A 23,365-nucleotide genomic window follows, 5' to 3' on the forward strand; every position below is an offset into this window, starting at 1 on the left:
TTTCTAATTGACTTTGCTACTAATAAATCATTCAATTGGTTAATTGTTATTGTTTATTCAACTTTTTTTTATCCAACCTTGAAATATAAGCTGGTATGTCCAGGATGTGTTTGGTTTTATCAATGATTACACCGTCACTGGTAGCTACTATGCCCTCCAGATCCCGGGATAACCTGATGAGTTCCTGGTCCACATGGGCAGATGTTTGTGCATCCCCGGGAACTTGATGGTATTTCAAGATCTCATGGGTAGTTCTGGCCAGCTCCCCACTCAAACTCACCGGACTGTCATAGAAAAAGAGCACCTTGGCTGGTTTGAAAATCTTCAAAAGGGAGATAATAGAATTTAGAGCATCTCTGGTGATCTTATTTTCTTTATATTTTCCAAAAACGGCTTTAATATCCCGGGTAACTCCATCATCACATTTGAACAGAAATTCATCTTCTCCTCTGCAGATGGTTTCTGTGGTGATGAGAACATTGTAACCATCCACCAGGACACATTTATTCTTAATATCGGATAGGAGAACCAGTTTACTTTTTCGACTATCCATTTTTTCCTTTGAAAAAGCAGTGCGGTTTAGATAGTTTCTCTGGGTTTCATCCAGGAGGTAATGATCACCCACAAACTTCAAAGCACTGGTTCTGGGAAAACCACGATCTAATAAGTATTTAAAATCTTTTTTAGCCTCTTTTAGAGCAGGGTCATGAAAATTCATCTGAATCTACTTAATGTATTTATTTTGTTTATCCTTAAATCTTACATTTATCAGTGAATCTTTAAAACTCCATATCATCCAGATTACCAGTCACATATTCCAGTCACATATACCAGATCTATCATCCTGTCCCGTTGTATAGGTGATATTTTTTATCCGAAAATTCCAGATACCACTTATCTAGGCTTATCTAGGCTTATATAGGTTTATCTAGAGGGGAACTTATGTATATGACTGTGAATTGAAAATGAGGCTTTTGTTTTTAAAGAAATTGTAAGTTGCCTGGAACCAACATCCCCTCCTCGGTAAGTATCCAAACCCATAAATGCCCGAGGCATATGCATCACATAAACCGCTTTTTCCACATCTTCTGGTTGTGGGGAGGCTTTCCAGTTCTTATTCCAGGGTGGGAAGTGTTTTTGCATAATTAAACCAGTCTTCAAGGCGTTTCCAACCATGAAGTGAAGATAATAAACCCTATCTGCTGTTTTTGAAATTCACCATAGGGAGCCTCCAGCTGGCATCGGTCCCTAATTCGATGGATAGTCCGGCATGATATCTGTGCCAATAAATTCATATCTTTCTATTCTAAGCTTACTCGTCGATAAATTTTCAGTGTAGTTATATTTTGATGTGATTTTATTGAATAATGGGGTCGAAGCTGGGGTCGAAGCATTTAAAATCAGTATTTTCCATGACAGAGAGCTGGTAGATGTCAGAGGATTGGTAATGGTGGAAATAATCCACCAGAAAATTCAGTATAAAATCAGGCTGCACTATAAAATCAGCTCTATAACCAGATTACAATCTACAGGTAAGGTATATCCACCCATTTACAACAGCATCTACCTCCAATTACTGGGTAAGTTCAAGTAATCGCTGATATTTTCATGGGATTCCATGGAAGCAGTGGTGAATTTATTGTCATGTCTTACAATTTTTTATTTTTCCTAGATATTTTTTATAGAGCATATCTGGTTAGGAAGGTTTATTCATTGATTATAAGGTCATGCTGAAGGCGCACTGCATCCAGAAGGCCGTGTGCATAGGTTATGCACCCGAAAGAAGTTAGATAATCCTTCTGTTCCAAGTAATATCTGGTATCATCCCGGTAATTTTTGGCCAGTTCTACTATTTTTTCTTCTTTACTATGGACTTTTACAGACTCGATTTCTTCCAAATTTTTTCCAAAAAGCTCTAAATCCTTCTCTATTCTTTCTATCGCGTCCATATTACCACAATAATGTTTATTTATGTTTATTTTTTTTAATTTAAGTTTTTCAATTCTTTCCAGGAGTGATAAATCCGTTGCACGACTGTGATGTATCCCAGGATCACTATTAGCAGAATGGCCAGTGACATGAAGAAGTTGGGATTAAAGAAGTATCCCAGAAATGCACCGCCTAATATTATGAAGAGGCGTTCTGCTCGCTCTGCAATTCCCACGTCACATTTTATTCCTTCTACTTCAGCCCGGGCACGAACATAGCTCACACTCATGGAGGCTAAAAGTGCCAGAATTCCCCAGAACCAGTCAACATAGCCTCCGTATATGATTCCAATGATTATGAAGGCGTCTGCAAATCGGTCGGATGTTGAATCAAGGAATCCTCCGAATTTGCTCTTGGTGTTGTTGTTCCGGGCCACAGCCCCGTCAATAACATCGAAAAATCCACTAAGGAGTATGAGAAGGGCACCCGTAAGAAGGTATTTCTGGGAGAATGCGTATGCTGCCAATAAACTCACCAGTAATCCAATGATGGTGAGGATGTTAGGATGCACTCCGATTTTACTGGCCAGGGGAGTGATTAATTTCTGGAATTGGGGCCTTACTTTGTTGAGCATGGTATTAACACCACATTAGGTAATTTAGAAGTTTACATTTGTTTTTATAATATTATCTATAATTTTAATGGAAGGTATTAGGTTAGGGTATTACTATATGGATTACTTTTTTTTGGAGAAAACTTTTATTAAGATAAAACTTTTATTAAGATTTTCCTTAAAATATCCATCCTCACGATTAAGTACAGTAATTTTGGTTTTACTTTCAGGATTCTTATCTAAAATTTTCTCTGCACTTATGGCAGAAATGTGCCTGTATTTATCCTTTTATTTTATCATAGTTTCGCATTTTGGACAAAGTGTTTTCAGACTTGATTCATTTATACATGTTATTTCATATTCTACTTTTTTAAGTAACATCATATGCTATAGTTTAATTTACACCCTATTTTTTAACTTAACATCAGGTTCAATTAACATTATTCTTTTTGGTAATAATATTTTTTTTAAATTTTTAATACAGTAAATCTTTAAATAGGGTCAAAAATCAACCTCTATACAAAAATCAGAGACATTAAAGTGCCAATTGAAGGGTACCATTTAATGGTTTTAGTTGCATTATTCAGTTCAATTGGTGGGAGAGATTTACATCCACTATCAAAAGTACAGGAAATAGTAAAATGAACACGGAATTTCTAAAAGACAAGGAAATAATCGTAGCCTCTAACCGAGGACCAGTAGTATTTAAAAAAGACGCAAAAACTGGAAAAATAGAACTGATAAGGGGTGCCGGAGGAATAGTAGGGTCAATGATACCCTTTCTTGAAAAAACACATGGCACATGGGTATCATCCGCCATTGGAGAATGCGATGATTACATGAACAACAAATACCATGGAAAAGTACCGGTACCATTAGAAAACCCGGAATATTATGTTCAATTCGTCAAAACAGAAGAAGATGTTTATAATAAATTTAATGGAAAATTTGCCAATCCATTATTATGGTTTATTCATCACTCCATGTGGTTTTCACCCTATTCACCCTGTGGGGATGATGAACTACACCAGGCATGGGATTCCTACAGTTATGTGAACTCCAGATTTGCAGAGACCATTGGGAACGATATTTCCATGTCAGATAAAACACCAATTGTAATGTTACAGGATTATCATATTTATTTAACACCCAAAATGATACGGGAGAACCATCCTGACGTTCTCATGAGTCAATTCGTTCACATACCTTTCCCCTCACCAGAAATATTCCAGCAGCTACCCAACTACATGCAAACCGAGATATTAACCAGCATTCTCACTAACAATGTTCTAGGATTTCATATCCCGCGTTATATGAACAATTTCCTGCAAACCATTAAACTGATTTTACCCGAAGCTACAGTGGATGATTTAACAGGAGATATTTTATATAACGGCCACATCTGTCATGTGAGAACCTATCCCATTAGCATTGATAGAGAAACACTCACCAGACACGGTCAAAGCCCCCAAGTCATAGCCAAGAAGGTTGAAGTGGATGAAATGATTGGGGACTGCAAGTTAATCTACCGGACCGACCGTGCAGACCTATCCAAGAATATTATACGGGGATTCCAGGCCTATGACATGTTCCTGGATAAGTATCCTGACTGGAGGGGTAAGGTTAAATTTGTGGCCACCTTAATGCCATCCAGACAGGATATAAAGATTTACAGGGAATACACTGATAATATAAGGGATATAGTGAAAGAAATCAATGAAAAATATGGTACTCCAGATTGGGAGCCAATTAAATACATTTGTAGGGGAGATTACGACTTGGTAGTTGCTCTTTTAAAAAGATACGATGTCTTGATGGTTAACCCCATCCTGGATGGGATGAACATCGTGGCCAAGGAGGGCAGCGTCCTCAATGAGAACAATGGAGTATTAGTCCTTTCCACCGGGGCCGGGTGTTATGAAGAGTTAAAAGATGGTGCAGTATGCATTAATCCCTACGATCTAAGACAAACTGCAGAGGCCATTGACACGGCTCTGTTAATGGATGAAGAATCCAAATCCCAGCTCCTTAGTGAGGCGAGGGCAGCCATCCAGAGAAATGATCTAAGTAAATGGGTGGGTGATCAATTAAATGATATGGAGAGGGTTATCCTGGAAAAACAGAAACTTAAATCAGAAAAGGGTGGAGAAGCTATTCGGATGAATTAAATGTTTCTGTGAGGATGAATAGGGAAAAACATATTCTTTAAATTCACGGTAATAATACATGATTTAAAGCACCTTTTAAAAGATTATCCCAGTAAGATCATTATATTTGTAATTAGGTTATATTTGGATTGGGAGAGACTATTTCAATGTCAATTCAACTCCACGAATCACTGGAAGCTGCCCTGAAGAGGAAGGCCATCCCCTGTGTCACGGCCTACAACCGGATCGATGGTCCGGGATCCAGCCTGGATTTAAACGAATTTCAGCAAACCTTCTGGAAATTACCATACCTAACAGATAGCGATCTTCCCTCCTGGAAAATATCAGAATTACCAGTTAAAGATGATCCTGCCTGCAAATGGACTGAGAAACTTCCCAGAACCGTGGGCATAACCATAAACACCGGGACTAAAATCGAAGCATATCCCTTTGAACCAGACCTTATAGGTGTCAAATCTGTTGATTACGGGACAGAGGTCACTGCCACTCCTGGAGAAGTGATCCCGATTGCTGAAAACTGGTTACTTAAAATTATGGAAATATTCAACCTCAAAGGGGTTATGTTTGTTTTAAAGAATTTAAGGGAAGGTATACACTCTTCAGGATTGGGAGGATCATCAACCGCCACCATTGGAGTTTGCATCCTGGCTAATGAATTAGCAGGGAGGCCATTCACCGGCACCCAACTCATTTCTATGGCAGCACGACTGGAACAGGGATTGGGTTTGAGTATCACCGGAACCCAGGAACAATCCAATGTAATTTTTGGTGGGGTTACAGATTATGTATGGTTCCCATGGGGAATACCAGGCCATCCAGGCACAGGATACGGTGAATCATTAAGATACCAACTCCTAAAACCATCTGAATACAGTCTCTTGGAGGAAAGGATGGCTATTTTTCATTCAGGACATCACCGTGAAAGTGCCAATGTTAACGCAGTATGGATGGCAGCACTTTTAACTGAAAAAGGATATAAACTGCATTCAGAGAAGATGCAGTTAGCCTACACCTATCGTGAGGCATTGAGACTTAAAAAGTGGGATCATGTTTTCAAATCCATAGAAAAATATCGTGATTTACGAATAAAACTGTGTAAAGATTACATGACAAGTTCCTGGGATTTACTGGAACGAGCACACCATTATAATTCTACAATTTTCCCTTTGGGAGCTGGTGGGGGTGGTGGAGTTCTTTTATTCTCCCCAGATCCCCTCAACTTGCAGGAATTGCGAGATGATCTTAAAGGAGATTACCGGGAAATACCATTCAAAATACGATCTAAGGGTCATGAAATCAGTAATGTTAATTTAGATTGACCTAATAATTTCATATGTAATTTCCTAATTTAATCCTCATGATTTAATTGTTATGGATAAATTTTTTCAAATCTCCATTCTATTTACGAGTTTACTATTTTATGAAAGAGTACCAAAAAAACAAATCACAGATGTGGTTTTGTTAAGGTGGATGGCACTGATAAAACAGTTTCCTGGAGAAAATTTACGAGCGAAGGATGGAAACATTTGCCCAGGACCACAACTACCCGATTGAAACTATCAGATTGAAATACATAATGAGGAAATATTCGATGATCTGGGTGGTTCTATAAAAAAAATGTTGTGGCTCTTTGATAATGGTAATCAGGGAGGGGTAGAGTATAGTAACCATAAAATCGTATTAGATCCCTCATATAATGGTTTAGAGTGTAGATGACTCTATCTTGAAATCTCATTTACCAGATCAGTGGATTATAGTTTTAATTTTCTTATTTAATTCAAATTCACAGGAAACATTTTCTTTATCTATTTACAGGGAATATCTTCTTTATCTGAACTCCAGTTTAACACTTGGGGTTTATTCTTCTTTGAAAATAAGGGTGAAAGTTGTGCCATGAGTTCTATCAAGCTCTAATTTCCCATCAATCTGCGCTGTTAAATTGTTAACCAGTTGTAATCCTAATGAGCTGGTATTTTTATAATCTATATCTTCTGGTAATCCAATTCCATCATCACTTACTTTTAAAACAATTTTATCATTTTCACGGTAGAGTTCCACTTTAATAATTCCACTTTCACCAGGAGGGAATGCATATTTCATGCTGTTAGTTACCAGTTCATTTACAATCAGTCCCAGGGGGACTACTATATTAATATCAATCTTAATATCTTCCACATTGAGTTCCAGTTTCACATGTTCTGGATCAGAAACTGTAGTATGATACAGATCGGTGGTTAATGTAGTTATGTAATCACCGAAATCAATGTTTTTAAGGTCTATGGACTGGTAAAGCCTTTCATGAATTAAGGCCATGGATTTCGCTCGATTCTGACTCTCTTTGAAAACATCAAGAGCTTCTTTATCTTCTATATATTGTGATTGGAGGTTCAGTAAGCTATATATAATCATCAAGTTATTTTTAACCCGGTGGTGTATCTCCTTGAGGAGCATATCCTTCTCTTCCAGGGATTTTTTAAGCTCATTCTCCGCATTTTTCAAATCAGTAATATCCCGAATGGCTTCAATTGCACCAACATAATTACCTTTGCTATCCTCAAGGGGTACTGCATTAATCCAAACAGTCCTAGTTTCACCTTTCAACATAACTTCAGTCTCACCAGTCAATACTTTACCCCTTCTTTCAAACTTCCTGTATTCTTTTTTAATTTCATCCTCTGGTGAATTCACCATGTCAATTAACGTGGGTCTACGAACACCGTAAAATGGTAAAGCGTATTCATAGTTACCTCTACCCAGAATTTCTTCGGACCAGACCCAAGTCATTTCTTCAATAGCCCGGTTCCAGAATATAACCCGCCCATTCCTGTCAATGGCAAATGTGGCATCGGGAAGAAAATCAATTATATCTGCTAAACGCTGATCTGCTTCATTTAAAGCTTCTTCAGCCATTTTAAGTTCAGTTATATCCTGATTCACTCCCTTTGTCCCTATTTTTTTACCATTTTCATCGGTTCTGATTTTGATTCGCACGATTATAAATCTCCTTTGACCATCAGGACGAATTATCCAGTGCTGAACTGAGCTGGAGTAATCAGGATCATCAGTTTCTAGGGCTTTGGCAACTTCCACTGCCACGGCATCTTGCTCTTCCGGAGGAATGAAACGAGTTGCATACTCCTCTGAAGACATCTGGTAACCGCCCTCCTCCTCTGCGCAGGTCCCATAGAGGTCATAAAACTGGTCGTTAAAATCAAAAATATCCTTTTCAATATCATATTCCCAGTAAACAAGTTTTGCCAGGTCCATGTTATCTTTAAGCCGATCTTCACTTTCTTGAAGTTTTCTTTCTAATTCTTTTTTAGAAAGAGCCATTTCAATGGTAAATTTCAGCTGGTCTTCATCATAGGGTTTAACCAGATAACCATAGGTCATGTTTCTAGATAGAAGAGGGGTTATTGATTGATCATGGTGATCAGATAAAAAAATAAGGGGTATTTCAAGGTTTTCCATTTCTGAAACCGCCTCAATTCCATCCCCCCCTAGGTACATTAAAATAAGATCCGGTGTTAATTCTCTTATCTTCCCAACGGCTTCTTCTGCACTGACAACATAAACAACTTGGCATTCCAATGATTCCAGCATTAGTTTTATATCCTCAGCGGATTTATCTCCAAAAAGTAATATTGTAACATCTGACATGGCCATTACCATATATTTGTATTCTGTTTGTACTATAATATAATACACTCGATTAATTTCATTTATCAGTCATGGTAAATTATTAATTTATTACATAGTATTAAAGTATTAATTGATTAGAAAAAGGTAAACTGATAAATCATCTGTTATTATCAGTGCTACATGCAGGGGTACCCGAGTGGACAAAGGGGGTGGACTCAAGATCCTCTGGCGTAGGCCTTCAAGGGTTCGAATCCCTTCCCCTGCACTTTTTTCAAAAAAAAGGTTTAACTTCTACCGTAATGGGTTTAGTTTTCTCCAGTAGTTTTAGATAGGATAGTGTCTTAGATTGATGTTAATTTCCCACCCTCTTTTAAGGATATTCTTTTCCCATTCAGCCCCATGGTCTTTTTTTTTAATTTGAGCCATCATAGCATATCGCATATATTTCTATGCATTATTTTTTTGTATACTATACATTATTTCTGATGTTGGCTAGTTGCCCTCTTCATGGGATTATCCAGGGTTTTTGTTGAATATAAAAGAGACCATTCTTTGGAGAGGCCCTTCTTTGGCAATCAAACAACCACCAATCATGCTGAAATGTTCCCTGTCCCTCTGATGCATCTTTATACATATTCTGGTAGATCATCATCCCTGTTTCAAGTAACCGGTTATCACTTGATGAGGTTATGTTACTTTTACCCTGGGTATTCTGGGAGTTTTGTATTAGGGATTCGACTATTTATCATCTGTTCCAACATAAATTGCAAAGAATCCATCAGTATCAGCGTAAACTGGTTTAAAACCTTGCTTTTCAGAGTCTCCCATGGTTTTCTTAAGAAAATCCCTACCCCAGGCAGTTATGGCCTCGGAACATTCTAAGCTATACCATCTGAATGAGCTGTGGTTATAAAGTCCGTAAATAGTGTTGGCTAACCGTTTCAATGCTTCTTGTTGCACGTTCAGAACCTGAATCTGTCTTTTATCTTCTGATTCTTTCATCAGGGATTTAACTCTCATTCTATCCTCCAGAATTTCGCCCATAGCAGATGGAATAAAACCTACCGGTGTTTTTCGAAATCTATGCCCGTATTCTGGTGTTATATGGCAGTTATCTTCACTATCATGGATGAGACTGTCTGGGGAGATGTTCTTGGAAATTATTATACTGGGATACAGGCTTCTAAAATCAAAGTAGACAATATCCTGGTGCAAACCTTTCACCGGTTCTTTAACATAACCTCCTACAACATGTATACCTTCCCGTTGTGATAACTCGGAAGATGAGGCTTTATTAGGCACCAAATTCCCGTATTCAAATGATTTTTTAATTAGGTACCATTCCACATGCCTGCCGGACGCCATCCTGGCTACTTCAAATAAGGGCTGGCCCACAATTCTGGTTAATTCTATACTGAGAGGTAACATCTTCTCTCCTATCTGGGTAACTGACACCGCATCATCCAGGGAATACCTGAAAAGTTTTTCCAGCTTATCCCCACCTTCCTCCCAGTAAATGTGAATATCCTTCTTGGGAATGTCCATTTTTCCCTTTCCAAAAAGTTCCCTGTGAACATGTTCCAGTGTGTGATGGTTCAAGTGAAGATAACGGCGAATGTTGGGGTAAAGGTCAATATGGATCCTGCCCCTGATCATGGCAGAGTTACTTACACCTACACGTGTGAATTTGAGTCTGGAGCCATCCACCCCTAAACGAAGAGGCACACCTAAATGTGAAGCCCTATCCCTGAGGTAAGGAAAGTCAAATCCGTCTGAATTGTATCCTAAAATAAAATCGGGTTTAATAGAATTAACAGTTTCCACAAATTTCTGTAAAAGTTCCCTCTCACCCTTCACAACTTCTACAAAGTCTGGGGATGAATCTTTGGTGGAGAAAACTTTCTGAAATCCTTGGTTACTGGAGAAACTTATCATGATTATGGGATCTCTGTCAGATTGGGGCATTCCATGTGGACTGTAAACTTCAATATCAAAACCTAACAAAGAGAAGGCGGGTAAACTTTCATCCAGCATCAGGGGTGTATTTTCCACTTGAAAGATGCAGGTTGAAGACCTAAACGATAAAACCTTACCCTGCACCTCTACCACATTCATGGGGGATAATCCTTTATCTATGAGGTACCTGCGGTAAAAGGGGATATCATATTCTCTAATATCATTAACTGATGGAAAATTCCTTATTTTCTCCCTTATTTTGGGGATATTTTGGGGATGTTTTAAGGTAATTTTCAGAACCTCTATTAATTCACCTGAATCACTCCTGCAGACTTTTTCCAACCCTATAATTCCTTTAAATTTTAATTCGCTTAACTCACCAATACAGATATCAATATCAGAATTATCAGAGGGAATAACATATAGATACGGTTTGAAGTTCTTATCCAGGGCGATTATATGCCTAGTTTCTCTATTTCTTCTTCTGTCCCATTCTTCATCCGGGTCTTCTCCTAGGAGTTTACCGAATAATCTGATAACTGCTTCACTGTTCTGGGTGATGTAATCAATGTCCAGTAGAACGAATTTCCTGGTTTCAGTAGGGTCAGATATAGCGGGTTCAGATATTCCTCCTCTTAAAACCATTATGAATCACCCTCAAGGTAGGATCCTGGAGTATATAGTCAGATAATTTCAAATCTACTGTTTTTTAACCATTTTCGGACTTTTTTTGCTTTCCTCCCACCACAACTTACTGGCATAATCCACAATTTCCATCAGATGGATGTGCTTTAATCTTGGGGATATCTTAAACACCTTCCGGTCTATCTTGTACCTGTACCGTCCATAAAGAACTGGTTTCCTCTTTTTGTACTTTTCGTCCATCAGGGAAACATAATGGTAATTGAAATCAAGACTCTGTGATGGGTTGAAAATGTTATCAAGTTTCCTATCAATAATTTTTAAGACACCCATTGCTAAATTAAAATCTCCAACATCCATCAAACACCCCTCTTCGCAGTTTTTAGCGTTTATCTGGTAGATGCCTTCTATTAATTCCAGGATTTCATTTTGCCATTTGTGAAAGTCCCTACCCGGAAAAATTAACAGATCTTCTGACCTCTGGAATAGCTGTGGTTTGTAGGCTAAGACTTTCTTCTGATCAACGGTACCATAACTGGACCTCATCTAAACTTCAACCCTTATTCCAAGTTTCCATCCTAAATCTAAAACCAATCAAAACTCAAAGGCTTTGTATGAACTTGAATTAGAGATTCTGAAATCTCCCCATCTAGGTTTATGGTTTCATCACTAAATTCAGCATATAAGTATGAATCAAGGCATGACTGGGATTCTCTGGCACTGAAAAACTGGTTCATTCCTATTTCGATCATATTAACACGTTCTAAGATGGCTAGCCAGTACCCCATGATCTGCCATTCTTCTCTTATTCCAAATTGACAGTCCATTAAAAAACTATAATTGACATGGTCTTTAATGGTCATAAAATTCCTCTTAAACTCTCTTTGGGGATAAATAATAACTTCTTCATATTCACAGAACAATTCTGGATGATACAACATCACTTTCCTACCACTGGGAACACCCTGACTGGCCCTCATCTTGTCACCTCATAATCTTTTTTTGGGGTGAAATACTATGGTGGTAGTAGTGATAGGGATTTAGGTAGAGAGCACAAGAAAAGTAATGCAATATTATTTTACTGAACAACTCAACATATTCCATAAGGTGTTAGAGAACACATTACATAAAGATGGTTTACAAGTTATCAGAGATTTACTTTTTATGAGAAATCTAAAGTCTCAAAAATCTAAAAATCTAAGGTCTAAGAAACCTAAAAAAATTATATGATTATATAAATTCTGATAGGGAGAATAGATGAAGATTATTAAAATAAATGCAGAGATTCCAGAGAAGGAAAAAATAGAAAAAGTCCTGGATGTACTGAGAGTTGGTGGAACAGTTGTTTACCCCACCGACACAGTGTACGGTTTAGGAGCTAACATATTCAGCCACAAGGCAGTTTTAAATGTTTACCAGATGAAAAAAAGGTCACAGGACAAGCCAGTTTCTGTTTGTCTTGCCAGTGTTGAGGATATTTGGAAAATAGCCCTTGTTAATGGAAAGATGAGAGGTTTTATACAGAAGATCCTCCCTGGACCCTACACTCTTATTTTAAACAAGAAGGAACATGTTCCCTTACAGATCACTGGAGGAACAGATAAAGTAGGTATTAGAATACCAGATAATAATATTTGCAGGGAACTATCCAGGGAATTTCCCATCACCACCACCAGTGCTAACCTTTCAGGTAATCCTTCCCCTGTATCAGCCCAGGAAGCACACAGGGAACTTGATGATCATCCGGATATCATCATTGACTCCGGCCCCTCTCCTGGTGGGCTGCCCTCTACTGTGGTGGATCTTACAGCCACCCCCCCACGCATATTAAGGGAAGGAGCAGGCATGGAAAAACTGTTTAGATGTATAAATAAGAACTTATAAATTTAAAAGTAAATAGCATTAATATAAAATCGATATAAAATGAGGATTGCATGTCAAAAATTCTATCTAACATGAAAGAAAAGGGCAAAATACCCACATCTTCCCCTATCGATTCTCTCATTGGCGGTGGGGTTGAAAAAGGTTGCATCACACAATTTTACGGACCTCCAGGATCTGGCAAGACCAACATAGCCCTGAACCTCCTGGTTCAAAATGCAAAGAGTGGTAAAAACGGAATATTCGTGGACACAGAGGGTGGTCTGTCCATAGAACGAGTTAAACAGATATCTGGCACGGATTTCAGCTCCCTAGCATCTAACATAATAGTATTCGAACCATCCACCTTCACAGAACAGGACACAGTCCTCCGCAGAATTGAAAAAATGGTAGAATCAGGAGAACCAGTTGAACTTATCATCCTGGACTCTGCTGTAGCCCTTTACAGGGTTCGTGACGGTGATTCATCCCAGATTAACCTGGAACTGGGAAGACAGATGGGAATACTCACCAGAATTGCTCGAAAACATGACATAGCAGTGGTGATCACCAACCAGGTATACGCCAGTTTTGAAGGTGAAGGGATGGTAGAACCTGTGGGAGGTACTATTTTAAAATACCGCAGCAAAATTATGGTTGAATTGGAGAGAGGAGATGTTAATGGGGAAAGATACGCCATACTTAAAAGACATCGCAGCCGACCTGAAGGGCTGCGCACCCGTTTTAGAATCGTGGATAGTGGTCTCAAGTAGGGTATAGATACTTTTAAATTAGTTGATGATATAACCAATGATATAATAATAAAGTCATAGGATTTAGAATATTAAATAACTCATAAAAATCTTATTCACATTATTCAACAGTATTTAGTCGATTACCATCATAGACATCCTAAAATTTTCTTATGGTACTTCTAAATTACTATTTTACTCTAAAAGATAATGATATTTGAAGTGTGTTGTGAGAGACATGATTTCACCCAAAAAGTACGCTAAAGCAGCCAAGGTACTGCCTAAAGGATTCAAAACAGCCAATGAATTCTTTAACTATGTTTATAATGACCCGGACATGATCTGGATGGGTCAAAACACCAACCATCTCCATGATAAGGACGGGATCATGGAAGCTATGATGGCCAGCATCCGGGACAATGACTACTGCAAATACCCCCCACCAGAAGGCTTCCCACGCCTCAAAGAACTGGTAATGGAAGACTTGGGTTTGGGTAGTGAATATGATATCCTGATAACTGCAGGGGCCACAGAGTCGCTATATCTGTCTGCCAATGACATATTAGAACCAGAAAATAACACCATCACATGCGACCCAGGATACCTGATTATTGACAATTTTGCCAGCAGATTCGGGGACCATGTTAAATCAGTACCCATCTATAACCCAGAATGTGGTTATAAACTCACCCCTGAACTGGTAAGGGAGAATTTGGATAAGAAAACCAAACTGATATCCCTGGTTGATCCACTTAACCCTCTGGGATCATCCTACAACAAGGAGGAGAGAAAGGACTTCAAGGATATTGCTGAAGATCATGATATCTACCTGTTACATGACATCACCTACCGTGATTTTGCACGTGAACATGAACTCATGGCCAAAGTCTGTCCTGAGCACACCGTAACTGTGTACAGCTTCTCCAAGATCTATGGAATGGCTGGTCTGAGAATAGGCGCCATAATCGGGGTACCGGAAATAATCAACAGCATACGCTCCATAGTTATCAACGACCTGGGAACCAACCTGGTAGCTCAGAACGGTGCCATGGCAGCCATAGAATCCAAACCTAAATGGCTAGACCGGGTGAAAGGAATCACCCGCCAGAACCAGGACATCATCAAACAAGCTGTGGACCAAGTGGATGGAGCCCACATCGCAGTATACCCCTCTGATGGAAACATGATGGCCATAGACATGATCGACACAGGAGTCACACCCCGGGAAATGGCTGATTATCTCATAGAGCGTAAGATATTTGCCAGAGAAGGATCTTACACTAGTAAACTGTTTGGACACCGCTACCTCAGGGTGAGCTTCTCCATACCCACCACTCAGGTGGAATTCTTCGCAGAATGTTTCTTGGAAGGGATGGAAGCCCTTAACACTTCTAAATAATTTTTTTTATTCTTTTAATTTATTATTTTAACAAATAGTAATAAAAATAAGTTTTTCCTTCTTTTTATCTAATTATTTTAAAAGAATAGCAATAAAATTAGTTTTTATATTTTTCCCATTCTTAACTAAGTCCATGTGAGTATTTCTTTCTATTTGGCTCTGAATCGTTCATGGGGTCATTCATAGTGTGATCTATGTTGATGTACCATCATGAATTCTTCTGTTATCCTGAATAAACAGAATGAGGTTTAATGGTTTTTTGTTATTTCATTGAGTAGTGAATAAAATTTAAATGATCAGATTGATGATTATGGCTATTAAAAAACATTTACTGAAGTCAGAAACATCCTTAAAAAAATGAAAAGGAGTTACTGACTTAAATAATATTACCCTATCTGGCTTTGGGTTAAAAGTAGAGGCCAATTTAGATAGTGATCTTGATATTCTGATGGAATTTGAGCAAGATGTGGGTATTGGTCTTTTAAAATATGTGGAGATAGAAAACCATTTGAGTTATCTTTTCGGTATTAAAGTGGATCTGGTGGAAAACCCGCATTAGAACCAGAATAGGGAATCAAATATTAAAGAGGTTGTTTATCTATGAAAAGGGAGATTGGGGATTATATTCAGGATACCGTTGATGCTATGTATGAGAATATTGAATTTTGGGAGTTAAGGAATATGAAGACTTCCTTCGTGATGATAAAACGAAATTTGCTGAGGTTAGGGCAGGTTAGGGCTATAAAAATCAGCTGATCAACAACCATAAATGATACTTAATCATCAGTAAGGATGAGAGGAATGTTCCATAAGCTGCTTTCATAAAGCCATTCGCATAGAGGAGAGTTCTATTACTGTCTGTTTTGTCTTTTTGGTCTAACCAGTATTGTAGTATTTCATCGGTGACTTTGGTGGTGACCATGGCAAAGCTTCTAACTCCTTCGTATCCTGCATCTTTGTATAAGCTAGATGTGGGGTTGAGGGGGTCTTCGCCGTAGGTGTGGTAGTATCCTCCGTTGGCGTAGACCATAGTACTTTCCCTTAAGATAGGCACACCAAAATTGAGATCAGTTAAAATATGAGTATTTGGGTCTTCAACCTTAATCTTCACAGAATCACCTGGATACTTGAAGTAAGTAGTTATAGTATCTTTGAAGTACTTGTGGTTTGTAATCATGCTCATTTAATCTCAATTTTATCTATTAGGTTTGGTTTTAGGAAGTTAAAATGGTGACAATCCCAATTAAAAACTGCGAAACTCCAACTAACACAAAGGCCAAGATAAACATGAATAAGAATCCTTTTTTAGTTCTTAATTCAATTGGAACTACTTTGTTTAGTTTGTCTGGGAACAAATAGAGCGTCTGCAATAGTAAACCTAAAAAGATAGAGAAGATAGCCGCCTCTAAAGATGGAGTTCCGTTGGTGAAGTGTAATTGTATTCCTGAAAACCCACGACCAACAGTATATAAACCTACAGCCGATGCAAGAATCCAGTAAGAAATAGGCATAAAACCAAAACCCCTAACCGTTTCAGTAACTTCCTTTTTACCAGAAGAAAGTTCCTTACCGTCCGGTAAAACTACTTTATCAGGTAAAACTGCTTTCCCTGTAGGAATTATTATACTATCATCATTAAATGTTTTAATTCGAATAAACATTCCTAAAATCGGGTAAACTAGTGCAACAGCACCACCTAACCCAAAAAAGAAATTATCAGATGTTAAACCAAGAGATAACATTACAAAAAAGAACATTGGAGAAAATAAAACAAAAATCATAACATATCCTTGATATGAATATGAAAATGTTGATTTAGTAGGCAACATACTGTATTTTTCATCTAGAACTTTCCAATAGTAAGTACCAATATAATTAGCCAATATAGAAGTAAAGTAAAGAGATAAAAAAAAGGGGAAATAATCTAATTTCATTAAAACACCTACAAAAAGGTAGCTTAAAACATAAAAAAATATAAAGAGAAAAATAGAAGAAGATAAGAATTGGATTCTTCGTTCCTGTTCATTTTTAAGCTTTGCTGGTGACTTAAACATTAAACTCAAAATATTTCTAAATTCCATCTTATTCTCCAAATTAAGTTGTTGCAAAGTAATCTGAAAGATTATTATATGTTGCAGAACCGTAATAATCGATTTCGGGACTGTAACTGTTTACAACTACTTGACTTCTATCAGACATGAATTCTGTAAGTGCATTTTTCGCAGCTTTTTTTTCTGTGTCTCCAAATGCTGTTCTTATTACTCTTTTGGTAGTTCCATATTTAACATATTCTACAGTACTCATATAACCTCCAGTGAATGTACCACCACCCCAACGTGGCATATTGGTGATCACATAACTCTCAGATTTTCCTGTAACTGTTGTAACACTCTTTTTAAGCCCAGATTTTGTGATGTAACTAATGCCAAGCCTACCAGCAACACCTCCTTCCCATCCATAGATTGGAATCAGGGAGGGCCCTACATTCAAGCCAAAGTTGATCCATCTTGATTTAGTCCATCCTTCATCCAGATCAGCAGCAAAATTATGATTTAGAAGATAAAAACTCCTATTTCTCCTCTTTAGCAGGCTCAAAATCAGGATTCAGCTCTAAAGCTTTATCAAAACAATTGATAGCTTCCTGCAGATTATTTAACTTCCTGGCGGTTATTCCCTTATAATACCACGCCTTAAAATTCGGCGCTTCAGGTTCTAATGCCTTATCCAGGCATTCTAAAGCTCCATCATACTCTTCAAGTTCTATTAAAGCTGATCCTTTATTTGTCCATGCCACAGTTGAACCTGGAAACACCTCTAGGGCTTTATCATAGTATTTCACTGCTTTTTCATAGTTTCCTCTTTCCTTAAGTGCGTATCCTGTATTATTCAATGCATCAAAATTATCCGGTTCCAATTCCAAAGCCTTTTTAAACTATTCTAAAGCTTCAACATGTCTTTCAAGCGCCCCTAAAACAAACCCTTTAAAAAGCCATACATTGGCAATATCAGGACTTAATGATAAAACCTTTTCAGAACATTCCAAAGCCTCCTCTGCCTGTCAAAATTTATAAACGCACAACCTTTATTAAAAAGAGCATCGACATTTTCTGGATCCATCTCCAAAACCTGGTTAAAATATTTCAAAGCTTCTTCATGATCTCCATTATTTCCAGCATTTTTTCCCTTATCAAGCAAAGATTTCTTTTTTAAACCACTGAATAAACCCATTATAATACACCTCCAAACATTCCATCTTTCAGAATCATAACATTACACTAAAAAAATTGATTTACACCTTCATGAGGTTAAAGCTCTCACAATCCCAATCAAAAACTGCGAAACTCCAAACAACACAAAAGCCATTACAAACATGAATAAAAACCCATTTTTAGTCCTTAATTCAATAGGGACAATTTTATTAAGCTTATCCGGAAACAAGTACACTGTTTGTATGAGTAAACCAATTGCAATCGAAGCAATGATAAATTCCAGAGAAGGAGTACCATTAATAAGATAAGAACTTATACCTGAAAATCCTTTTCCTATGGTGTAAATTCCCAAAGCTTCAGCCATAATCCAGTAAGAAATAGGCATAAAACCAAAACCACCCCCACGTGGAATACTCTCATCACTGAAAGTTTTAATCCTCAAAAACATGCCCACAATAGGGTAAACGACAGCAACAGCAGCACCCAAACCAAAAAACAGATTTCCAGACATTAACCCCAACGTTAACATACCAAAGAAAAATGCAGGTGACGAACAGAGTAAAACAATAACATAACCTTGATAAGAAAGCTGAAACGGAGATCTAACTGGGCGCATCCCATATTTCTTATCAAATTTATCCCAACAATAAAGAACCATTATAACTCCAGGCACAATAAGACACATTGCTGCAAAAAACGGAATAAAATTAAACCCCATTAAAATTCCAACAAAGAGATAACTTACGATAAAACATGAAATTAAACCAAATGGTATTAAAAGTAAAGCTTGAGTTTTTCGTTCAGTTTCATTTAATTCATAAGGTAATTTGAAAAATATTTTAGAAATACTTCTTTGTTTCATTTTGAATCTCCTTTACCCAATGTAAACATTTTCTATTCTGATAAAGGTAAATTTTTAACCTCTGTTGAATTCATGAAATACTTTAAGATAATAGTTACTTCATTAAGCTGTTGCAAGGTACTCTGAAGTACTGTTATATTTTCTATAACCAAAAGCTCCGTCAATATCATCACTATTTCTGTCTATAACATAAGCTTCTCTATTAAGTAGGTAATTTGTAGTTATGCCCTTGGCAGCTTCTTTTTCTGTCCAGCCAAATGTTATTCTAGCTACTCCTTCTGGAGAGCCATGATTAATATAACGTGCACTGGTAATAGATCCCCCTGTAAGAGATCCTTTCGTATAATCAGGCCCCATGCTCTTAATATTTTGAATGACATATCCATCATAGTTTTTAGGAATATTAAAGAGTTCTTTCGAAACTCCTTTAGACGTGAGAGTTTTAACACATAACTTACCGCCAATACTACTTTCCCATCCAATGAAAGGTATAAAAGATGGTCCAACATTCAAAATAAAATTAATCTGATTCGATGGTGAATACATATCTTCATCCATGTCAGCAGCATACCAAGAACTGACTAATCCTGCCCCTATCAATAAACCCCCAATAATCCATCCAGGTGGGCCGCCAATAAGTGCAATAGCTATGCCAACAGAAATTGCTGTACTACCAGCAAATCCAAGTACTTCATCTTGCCACTCATCACTTCCTTGACCATAGTCTGTGGCCACATCTTCTCCTGTTTCAATAGCGCGATTAATAGAGTCTTTGTTGTTGAGTATTGCGTTACCGTATCCATTGGCCCATTCTGTTTGTTGGTCGCCGTAGCATCTGGTGCCGCTGATAGTGTCATTTAAGTCTAGAGTTGTTCCAATGTCCATTACAATGCCTGTTGCAGGGTCAATTATTAATAATCTCTGATTATCACCAACTGCCCTAATAATGGTGTAACCGTTGCTTTCAAATATTTCCAATGGTTCACCATTAAGCATCTTATAACCCAGACCCAGTGTTACACTACCTAAAAGGTTACTGGAGGGGTTGTCTGATGGGAAAAGTGCCTGTCCTACCCAGTATTCTACAAGTGAAAAGGATGATGAACAAGCATAACGGAAAGCTTTCACATTAGCTGGATCACCAACCACATCCATACCCATCCTGTGACTCATTTCCCCAGTTATGTATGTTGCATATGCATCATCACAAACAGAACCACAATCGGAGTGGTACGACTCCAGGTGACATTGTATTTGTTTGCTGCAGCATCAGCCACAATATCATGACACTTAATCACCAGTAAAGATTCCAAGAAGGTCCCATAAGCTGCTTTCATGGGCCTTCAGGGTAAATAAGAGTTCTGTTTGCGTTTGTTCTGTCTTTTTCGTCCAGCCAGTATTGTAACATTTCATCTGTAACCTTAGTTGTAACAATAGCAAAGCTTCTAACACCTTCATATCCAGCGTCTTTGTATAGGGTGGATGTGGGGTTGGTGGGGTCGTCTCCATAGGTATGGTAATATCCCCCATTAGCATAGATCATGGTACTTTCCCTTAATATAGGAGCACCGAAATAAAGATCAGTTAAATTATGAGTATCTGGATCTTCAACAGTGATTTTCACAGAATCCCCCGGATAAGTGATTTAGGTAGTTATAGTATCAGTGAAGTACCTGTAGTTTGCAATCAGACCCATCTCACCATCTGTAAAACCATTACTTTCTTTAATTATGTTTAGTATTCCTATCTCCAGGTCATCACCTGTTAAATTCCATAACTCTGGATTCTGACCAATGATACTTTGCAATGCCATTTTAGACTCAGCTGACTCAGAAAACAATCAGTTTAAAAAGTTTACATTATACCAAACCTTCTCGGAAACCAAATACTTATTGTTAAAATAATTCATGTTTGCAACTGTTTTATTCAAAACCACAACACCATTAACAATTAAATCCACCTCATTCTGGAATGAACCAAAATCATTGCTGGTTGACTTCCAGAACACACTAACCGAGGAGTTTATGAAGTGGTTTTTCTAAGATTGAGATGATAAAATCTCTTCTTTCTCATTTTTAGCAGGTTCAAAGTCAGGATTTAATTTTAAAGCTTTATCAAAACATTCTAAAGCTTCTTCAGGTTTACCAAGGTTTTTAAATACTAATCCTTTCCCGTAATATGATTTAAATTTCTCAGGATGAATTTTTAGATCTTCATTGAAACATTTAAGGGCATTTTCCCAATCACGTATGTATCCATAAATTACACCTTTATTATTCCATGCAGCATCATGTTTTGGATCCAATTCCAAAACATTATCCAGACATTCGAGAGCTTCATCATATTTTTCACATCTCTCCAAAATTTTAGCTTTACTATACCATGCTACTACATAATCAGGATCTATTGATAATGCTTTATCTTTACATTTAATTGCCTCTTCATATTTCCCCATACCCTCAAGAGCATTTCCTCTATTATTCCAAGCAGAGGAGAAATTAGGATTTATGTTTAGGGCTTTATCAAAAGAGCATATGGCTTTTTCGTACTTTTCAAGACCGTTAAAAGCATTTCCCCTGTTGTACCATGCTCTAAAATCTTTAGGATTTATTTTTATTGCTTTATTATAAGATTCCAAAGCCTCAAAATATTTACCAAGCTTACTAAAAGACACTCCTTTATTATACCATATATAAAAATTCTCAGGATCTAACTTTTCAGCTTTATCATAACATGCCAAAGCCTTCAAGTATTCTCCCTGATTTTCAAATTTAACGCCATTTTTAAGGAAGGATTTAATCTTATAACTGTCTAAAAGCCCCATTTAGTTCCTCCAAGTTGTTTCTATCAATGAAATGTAATTTCTGTAGTGATTTTAATTATTCATTCTTAGGCCAAAGTCCTTCAGGCCAAAGTTCATACAAGAACCAGCTTACAACTGCCATATTAATTCCAGAGGTTCCTATAGCAATATCTTTTGCACCCCCCACATAATCACCAGTCTTCAATTTACCATAGCCTTCCCTTATTTTATTTACAAAAAATCCTAAAAATCTTGTCACACGATCATCAGGAGGCACAGCCCCACCAACTTCTGGATCTTCTGAAAGTTTTTTAGCAAGATATTCAGCTTTTTTAAATGCATTGTTTGATTCATCTATAATTTTCTTTGGATCTCTCCCAATATCATTTAAATATTCATAGAGTTCTGTATCATCACTCTCAGCAATTGCCATCAGCAAGTAAGCTGATTTCCAGTATGCTTTTTGTAGTTGTATTAGTGTTGTTGGTGGTTCATCATATAAGAACAGGTTTATTGTACCAAAAGTTAAAGGGAAAGCATTGCCCAATATTTGTCTGGCCTGTTCTGGTGGTAACCAACCATATTGATCACATATATGATTCAGTACTGCAGCGAGGATTAAACCTCCTCCAACCATCCATCCAATTAATGGTACTTCCGATGCTAAAACACCAGCACCGAGAAGACTTCCTTCACCAACAGCAGCCGAACTTGCACCTAAACTAATACCACCAACCATACCCAACCACGGGGGTTGAACACTTAAATTACTACTTTTTAGTTTTTCACCAAGATCATAGGCCCATTCTGTTTGTAGGTTACTGAAACAGTAAGCACCGGAAACTGTTCCGTTATCAATCATCACATCCCACAGAATACCAGTCGTCGGGTCAAAAATTAAGAACATATTCTTTACAGATGATTTGAATACCAAGTAGCCGTTACTCAAGAAAATACTTGGCATCAGACCATTAAAGATCTCTTCTCCAATACCCATAACAATAGATGTGCCATTACCACCAGGGAACAAAGTTTCCATAACGTAGTGTTCCAGGGGGTTGATGGCTGATGAGCAGGCGTAGCGGAAGGCTGTAACGTTCTGTGCAGCCCCGGTTACGTCCATTCCAAAACGATGATCACATTCCAGGGTTATGACAGTCCGGTAGGCATCGTCAAAGACTGAAACCATGATGGGTGTGGTGCGGGTCCAGTTGACGTTGTATTGTGCTGCGGCTTGGTCTGCTATCATGTCGTGGCATTTTATCATCATGAGTGATGTGAGGAAGGTTCCGTAGGCTGCTTTCATGGGGCCATTGGCATATAGGAGGGTTCCATTACTATTGGTTTTGTCTTTTTGGTCTAACCAGTATTGTAGTATTTCATCTGTGACTTTGGTGGTGACTATGGCAAAGCTTCTAACTCCTTCGTATCCTGCATCTTTGTATAAGCTAGATGTGGGGTTGAGGGGGTCTTCGCCGTAGGTGTGGTAGTATCCTCCGTTGGCGTAGACCATAGTACTTTCCCTTAAGA

The 23,365-nt window shown here is 37.8% G+C and carries 28 protein-coding genes and 1 tRNA gene; 9 read left to right on the forward strand and 20 right to left on the reverse strand.

The annotated features are described in order from the left end of the window. Window positions 1–46: 46 nt before the first annotated feature. Window positions 47–718: a DUF434 domain-containing protein gene (locus HVN35_08675; GenBank protein ID NYB52616.1), complete on the reverse strand. Its 672-nt coding sequence runs from the start codon at window positions 716–718 to the stop codon at window positions 47–49. 206 nt (window positions 719–924) lie between these two features. Further along, on the reverse strand, window positions 925–1,176 hold the full coding sequence (locus HVN35_08680) for a hypothetical protein (protein NYB52617.1): 252 nt from the start codon (window positions 1,174–1,176) through the stop codon (window positions 925–927). A 184-nt stretch (window positions 1,177–1,360) separates the two neighbouring features. Between HVN35_08680 and HVN35_08685 the strand changes: the two genes are divergently transcribed. Continuing rightward, window positions 1,361–1,594, forward strand: coding sequence for a hypothetical protein (locus tag HVN35_08685; protein ID NYB52618.1), 234 nt, complete (start codon window positions 1,361–1,363; stop codon window positions 1,592–1,594). Window positions 1,595–1,706: 112 nt separating this feature from the next. Here the strand turns inward: HVN35_08685 and HVN35_08690 are convergent, their stop codons facing one another. Together HVN35_08690 and HVN35_08695 are read right to left on the reverse strand one after the other, a co-directional pair. Further along, window positions 1,707–1,949, reverse strand: a complete 243-nt coding sequence (locus tag HVN35_08690; GenBank protein NYB52619.1) for a DUF357 domain-containing protein — start codon at window positions 1,947–1,949, stop codon at window positions 1,707–1,709. 35 nt (window positions 1,950–1,984) lie between these two features. Continuing rightward, on the reverse strand, window positions 1,985–2,563 hold the full coding sequence (locus tag HVN35_08695; protein NYB52620.1) for a CDP-alcohol phosphatidyltransferase family protein: 579 nt from the start codon (window positions 2,561–2,563) through the stop codon (window positions 1,985–1,987). Between the two features lie 620 nt (window positions 2,564–3,183). Here HVN35_08695 and HVN35_08700 point away from each other — a divergent pair. Together HVN35_08700 and HVN35_08705 are read left to right on the forward strand one after the other, a co-directional pair. After that, the gene (locus HVN35_08700; GenBank protein ID NYB52621.1) at window positions 3,184–4,710 is read left to right on the forward strand and encodes a trehalose-6-phosphate synthase; all 1,527 of its coding nucleotides are present in this window, start codon (window positions 3,184–3,186) and stop codon (window positions 4,708–4,710) included. A 140-nt stretch (window positions 4,711–4,850) separates the two neighbouring features. Continuing rightward, window positions 4,851–6,029, forward strand: coding sequence for a GHMP kinase (locus tag HVN35_08705; GenBank protein ID NYB52622.1), 1,179 nt, complete (start codon window positions 4,851–4,853; stop codon window positions 6,027–6,029). Between the two features lie 538 nt (window positions 6,030–6,567). Here the strand turns inward: HVN35_08705 and HVN35_08710 are convergent. Beyond that, the gene (locus HVN35_08710; protein ID NYB52623.1) at window positions 6,568–8,370 is read right to left on the reverse strand and encodes a PAS domain S-box protein; all 1,803 of its coding nucleotides are present in this window, start codon (window positions 8,368–8,370) and stop codon (window positions 6,568–6,570) included. Between the two features lie 164 nt (window positions 8,371–8,534). Here HVN35_08710 and HVN35_08715 point away from each other — a divergent pair. Continuing rightward, a tRNA-Leu gene (locus HVN35_08715) sits at window positions 8,535–8,617 on the forward strand. A 473-nt stretch (window positions 8,618–9,090) separates the two neighbouring features. On the opposite strand, the gene HVN35_08720 is transcribed toward HVN35_08715, so the two are convergent. The 3 genes from HVN35_08720 to HVN35_08730 are packed head-to-tail and all read right to left on the reverse strand — an operon-like array spanning window position 9,091 to window position 11,930. Next, window positions 9,091–10,953 (reverse strand): DNA polymerase, encoded by a 1,863-nt coding sequence (locus tag HVN35_08720; GenBank protein NYB52624.1) that lies wholly within the window; start codon window positions 10,951–10,953, stop codon window positions 9,091–9,093. Window positions 10,954–11,007: 54 nt separating this feature from the next. Further along, window positions 11,008–11,496, reverse strand: a complete 489-nt coding sequence (locus tag HVN35_08725) for a hypothetical protein (protein ID NYB52625.1) — start codon at window positions 11,494–11,496, stop codon at window positions 11,008–11,010. A 38-nt stretch (window positions 11,497–11,534) separates the two neighbouring features. Continuing rightward, on the reverse strand, window positions 11,535–11,930 hold the full coding sequence (locus tag HVN35_08730) for a hypothetical protein (GenBank protein ID NYB52626.1): 396 nt from the start codon (window positions 11,928–11,930) through the stop codon (window positions 11,535–11,537). Between the two features lie 277 nt (window positions 11,931–12,207). Between HVN35_08730 and HVN35_08735 the strand changes: the two genes are divergently transcribed. The 5 genes from HVN35_08735 to HVN35_08755 all read left to right on the forward strand — a co-directional run bounded on the left by HVN35_08735 (window position 12,208) and on the right by HVN35_08755 (window position 15,717). Further along, the gene (locus tag HVN35_08735; GenBank protein ID NYB52627.1) at window positions 12,208–12,834 is read left to right on the forward strand and encodes a threonylcarbamoyl-AMP synthase; all 627 of its coding nucleotides are present in this window, start codon (window positions 12,208–12,210) and stop codon (window positions 12,832–12,834) included. A gap of 50 nt (window positions 12,835–12,884) precedes the next feature. Next, window positions 12,885–13,583, forward strand: a complete 699-nt coding sequence (radB, locus tag HVN35_08740; protein NYB52628.1) for a DNA repair and recombination protein RadB — start codon at window positions 12,885–12,887, stop codon at window positions 13,581–13,583. Window positions 13,584–13,800: 217 nt separating this feature from the next. Beyond that, window positions 13,801–14,961 (forward strand): pyridoxal phosphate-dependent aminotransferase, encoded by a 1,161-nt coding sequence (locus HVN35_08745; protein NYB52629.1) that lies wholly within the window; start codon window positions 13,801–13,803, stop codon window positions 14,959–14,961. Between the two features lie 448 nt (window positions 14,962–15,409). Further along, entirely contained in the window at window positions 15,410–15,520 is a 111-nt protein-coding gene (locus HVN35_08750) for a hypothetical protein (GenBank protein NYB52630.1), read from the forward strand. 41 nt (window positions 15,521–15,561) lie between these two features. Beyond that, a complete protein-coding gene (locus HVN35_08755; protein ID NYB52631.1) occupies window positions 15,562–15,717 on the forward strand; it encodes a hypothetical protein in 156 nt (51 codons plus the stop codon). Here the strand turns inward: HVN35_08755 and HVN35_08760 are convergent. From HVN35_08760 to HVN35_08815, 12 genes are all read right to left on the reverse strand, one after another. Next, entirely contained in the window at window positions 15,710–16,144 is a 435-nt protein-coding gene (locus HVN35_08760) for a hypothetical protein (GenBank protein ID NYB52632.1), read from the reverse strand. The genes HVN35_08755 and HVN35_08760 overlap by 8 nt on opposite strands. A 31-nt stretch (window positions 16,145–16,175) precedes the next feature. Then, window positions 16,176–17,042, reverse strand: coding sequence for a hypothetical protein (locus HVN35_08765; GenBank protein NYB52633.1), 867 nt, complete (start codon window positions 17,040–17,042; stop codon window positions 16,176–16,178). A 13-nt stretch (window positions 17,043–17,055) separates the two neighbouring features. Then, window positions 17,056–17,556, reverse strand: coding sequence for a hypothetical protein (locus HVN35_08770; protein NYB52634.1), 501 nt, complete (start codon window positions 17,554–17,556; stop codon window positions 17,056–17,058). Next, a complete protein-coding gene (locus HVN35_08775; protein ID NYB52635.1) occupies window positions 17,531–17,875 on the reverse strand; it encodes a tetratricopeptide repeat protein in 345 nt (114 codons plus the stop codon). The genes HVN35_08770 and HVN35_08775 overlap by 26 nt, the downstream gene beginning before the upstream one ends. 98 nt (window positions 17,876–17,973) lie before the next feature. Further along, window positions 17,974–18,189, reverse strand: a complete 216-nt coding sequence (locus HVN35_08780) for a tetratricopeptide repeat protein (GenBank protein ID NYB52636.1) — start codon at window positions 18,187–18,189, stop codon at window positions 17,974–17,976. A 69-nt stretch (window positions 18,190–18,258) separates the two neighbouring features. Beyond that, window positions 18,259–19,032, reverse strand: a complete 774-nt coding sequence (locus HVN35_08785) for a hypothetical protein (GenBank protein ID NYB52637.1) — start codon at window positions 19,030–19,032, stop codon at window positions 18,259–18,261. 102 nt (window positions 19,033–19,134) lie between these two features. Next, window positions 19,135–20,205: a hypothetical protein gene (locus HVN35_08790; protein NYB52638.1), complete on the reverse strand. Its 1,071-nt coding sequence runs from the start codon at window positions 20,203–20,205 to the stop codon at window positions 19,135–19,137. An 8-nt stretch (window positions 20,206–20,213) separates the two neighbouring features. Further along, the gene (locus HVN35_08795) at window positions 20,214–20,369 is read right to left on the reverse strand and encodes a hypothetical protein (protein ID NYB52639.1); all 156 of its coding nucleotides are present in this window, start codon (window positions 20,367–20,369) and stop codon (window positions 20,214–20,216) included. Further along, entirely contained in the window at window positions 20,366–20,656 is a 291-nt protein-coding gene (locus HVN35_08800) for a hypothetical protein (protein ID NYB52640.1), read from the reverse strand. The genes HVN35_08795 and HVN35_08800 overlap by 4 nt, the downstream gene beginning before the upstream one ends. A gap of 21 nt (window positions 20,657–20,677) precedes the next feature. Next, complete coding sequence (locus HVN35_08805) at window positions 20,678–20,872, reverse strand: hypothetical protein (GenBank protein ID NYB52641.1); 195 nt, start codon at window positions 20,870–20,872, stop codon at window positions 20,678–20,680. A 198-nt stretch (window positions 20,873–21,070) separates the two neighbouring features. Next, window positions 21,071–21,856, reverse strand: a complete 786-nt coding sequence (locus HVN35_08810; protein ID NYB52642.1) for a tetratricopeptide repeat protein — start codon at window positions 21,854–21,856, stop codon at window positions 21,071–21,073. A 55-nt stretch (window positions 21,857–21,911) separates the two neighbouring features. Then, window positions 21,912–23,348 (reverse strand): hypothetical protein, encoded by a 1,437-nt coding sequence (locus HVN35_08815; GenBank protein NYB52643.1) that lies wholly within the window; start codon window positions 23,346–23,348, stop codon window positions 21,912–21,914. Window positions 23,349–23,365 lie beyond the last annotated feature (17 nt).

The sequence above is a fragment of the Methanobacteriaceae archaeon genome (genome assembly GCA_013403005.1).
GTDB lineage: Archaea > Methanobacteriota > Methanobacteria > Methanobacteriales > Methanobacteriaceae > Methanobacterium.

Bases quoted from the DNA above. Each gene is read 5' to 3' on its own strand.
- HVN35_08810 (NYB52642.1), bottom strand. From the start codon at position 21,856: ATGGGGCTTTTAGACAGTTATAAGATTAAATCCTTCCTTAAAAATGGC.
- HVN35_08760 (NYB52632.1), bottom strand. From the start codon at position 16,144: ATGAGCATGATTACAAACCACAAGTACTTCAAAGATACTATAACTACT.
- HVN35_08750 (NYB52630.1), top strand. From the start codon at position 15,410: ATGGAATTTGAGCAAGATGTGGGTATTGGTCTTTTAAAATATGTGGAG.
- HVN35_08735 (NYB52627.1), top strand. From the start codon at position 12,208: ATGAAGATTATTAAAATAAATGCAGAGATTCCAGAGAAGGAAAAAATA.
- HVN35_08730 (NYB52626.1), bottom strand. From the start codon at position 11,930: ATGAGGGCCAGTCAGGGTGTTCCCAGTGGTAGGAAAGTGATGTTGTAT.
- HVN35_08695 (NYB52620.1), bottom strand. From the start codon at position 2,563: ATGCTCAACAAAGTAAGGCCCCAATTCCAGAAATTAATCACTCCCCTG.
- HVN35_08745 (NYB52629.1), top strand. From the start codon at position 13,801: ATGATTTCACCCAAAAAGTACGCTAAAGCAGCCAAGGTACTGCCTAAA.
- HVN35_08785 (NYB52637.1), bottom strand. From the start codon at position 19,032: ATGAAACAAAGAAGTATTTCTAAAATATTTTTCAAATTACCTTATGAA.
- HVN35_08690 (NYB52619.1), bottom strand. From the start codon at position 1,949: ATGGACGCGATAGAAAGAATAGAGAAGGATTTAGAGCTTTTTGGAAAA.
- radB (NYB52628.1), top strand. From the start codon at position 12,885: ATGTCAAAAATTCTATCTAACATGAAAGAAAAGGGCAAAATACCCACA.
- HVN35_08675 (NYB52616.1), bottom strand. From the start codon at position 718: ATGAATTTTCATGACCCTGCTCTAAAAGAGGCTAAAAAAGATTTTAAA.
- HVN35_08755 (NYB52631.1), top strand. From the start codon at position 15,562: ATGAAAAGGGAGATTGGGGATTATATTCAGGATACCGTTGATGCTATG.
- HVN35_08680 (NYB52617.1), bottom strand. From the start codon at position 1,176: ATGGTTGGAAACGCCTTGAAGACTGGTTTAATTATGCAAAAACACTTC.
- HVN35_08815 (NYB52643.1), bottom strand. From the start codon at position 23,348: ATGGTCTACGCCAACGGAGGATACTACCACACCTACGGCGAAGACCCC.
- HVN35_08795 (NYB52639.1), bottom strand. From the start codon at position 20,369: ATGAAAGCAGCTTATGGGACCTTCTTGGAATCTTTACTGGTGATTAAG.
- HVN35_08790 (NYB52638.1), bottom strand. From the start codon at position 20,205: ATGAGTCACAGGATGGGTATGGATGTGGTTGGTGATCCAGCTAATGTG.
- HVN35_08725 (NYB52625.1), bottom strand. From the start codon at position 11,496: ATGAGGTCCAGTTATGGTACCGTTGATCAGAAGAAAGTCTTAGCCTAC.
- HVN35_08710 (NYB52623.1), bottom strand. From the start codon at position 8,370: ATGTCAGATGTTACAATATTACTTTTTGGAGATAAATCCGCTGAGGAT.
- HVN35_08720 (NYB52624.1), bottom strand. From the start codon at position 10,953: ATGGTTTTAAGAGGAGGAATATCTGAACCCGCTATATCTGACCCTACT.
- HVN35_08780 (NYB52636.1), bottom strand. From the start codon at position 18,189: ATGGGTTTATTCAGTGGTTTAAAAAAGAAATCTTTGCTTGATAAGGGA.
- HVN35_08765 (NYB52633.1), bottom strand. From the start codon at position 17,042: ATGGAATTTAGAAATATTTTGAGTTTAATGTTTAAGTCACCAGCAAAG.
- HVN35_08700 (NYB52621.1), top strand. From the start codon at position 3,184: ATGAACACGGAATTTCTAAAAGACAAGGAAATAATCGTAGCCTCTAAC.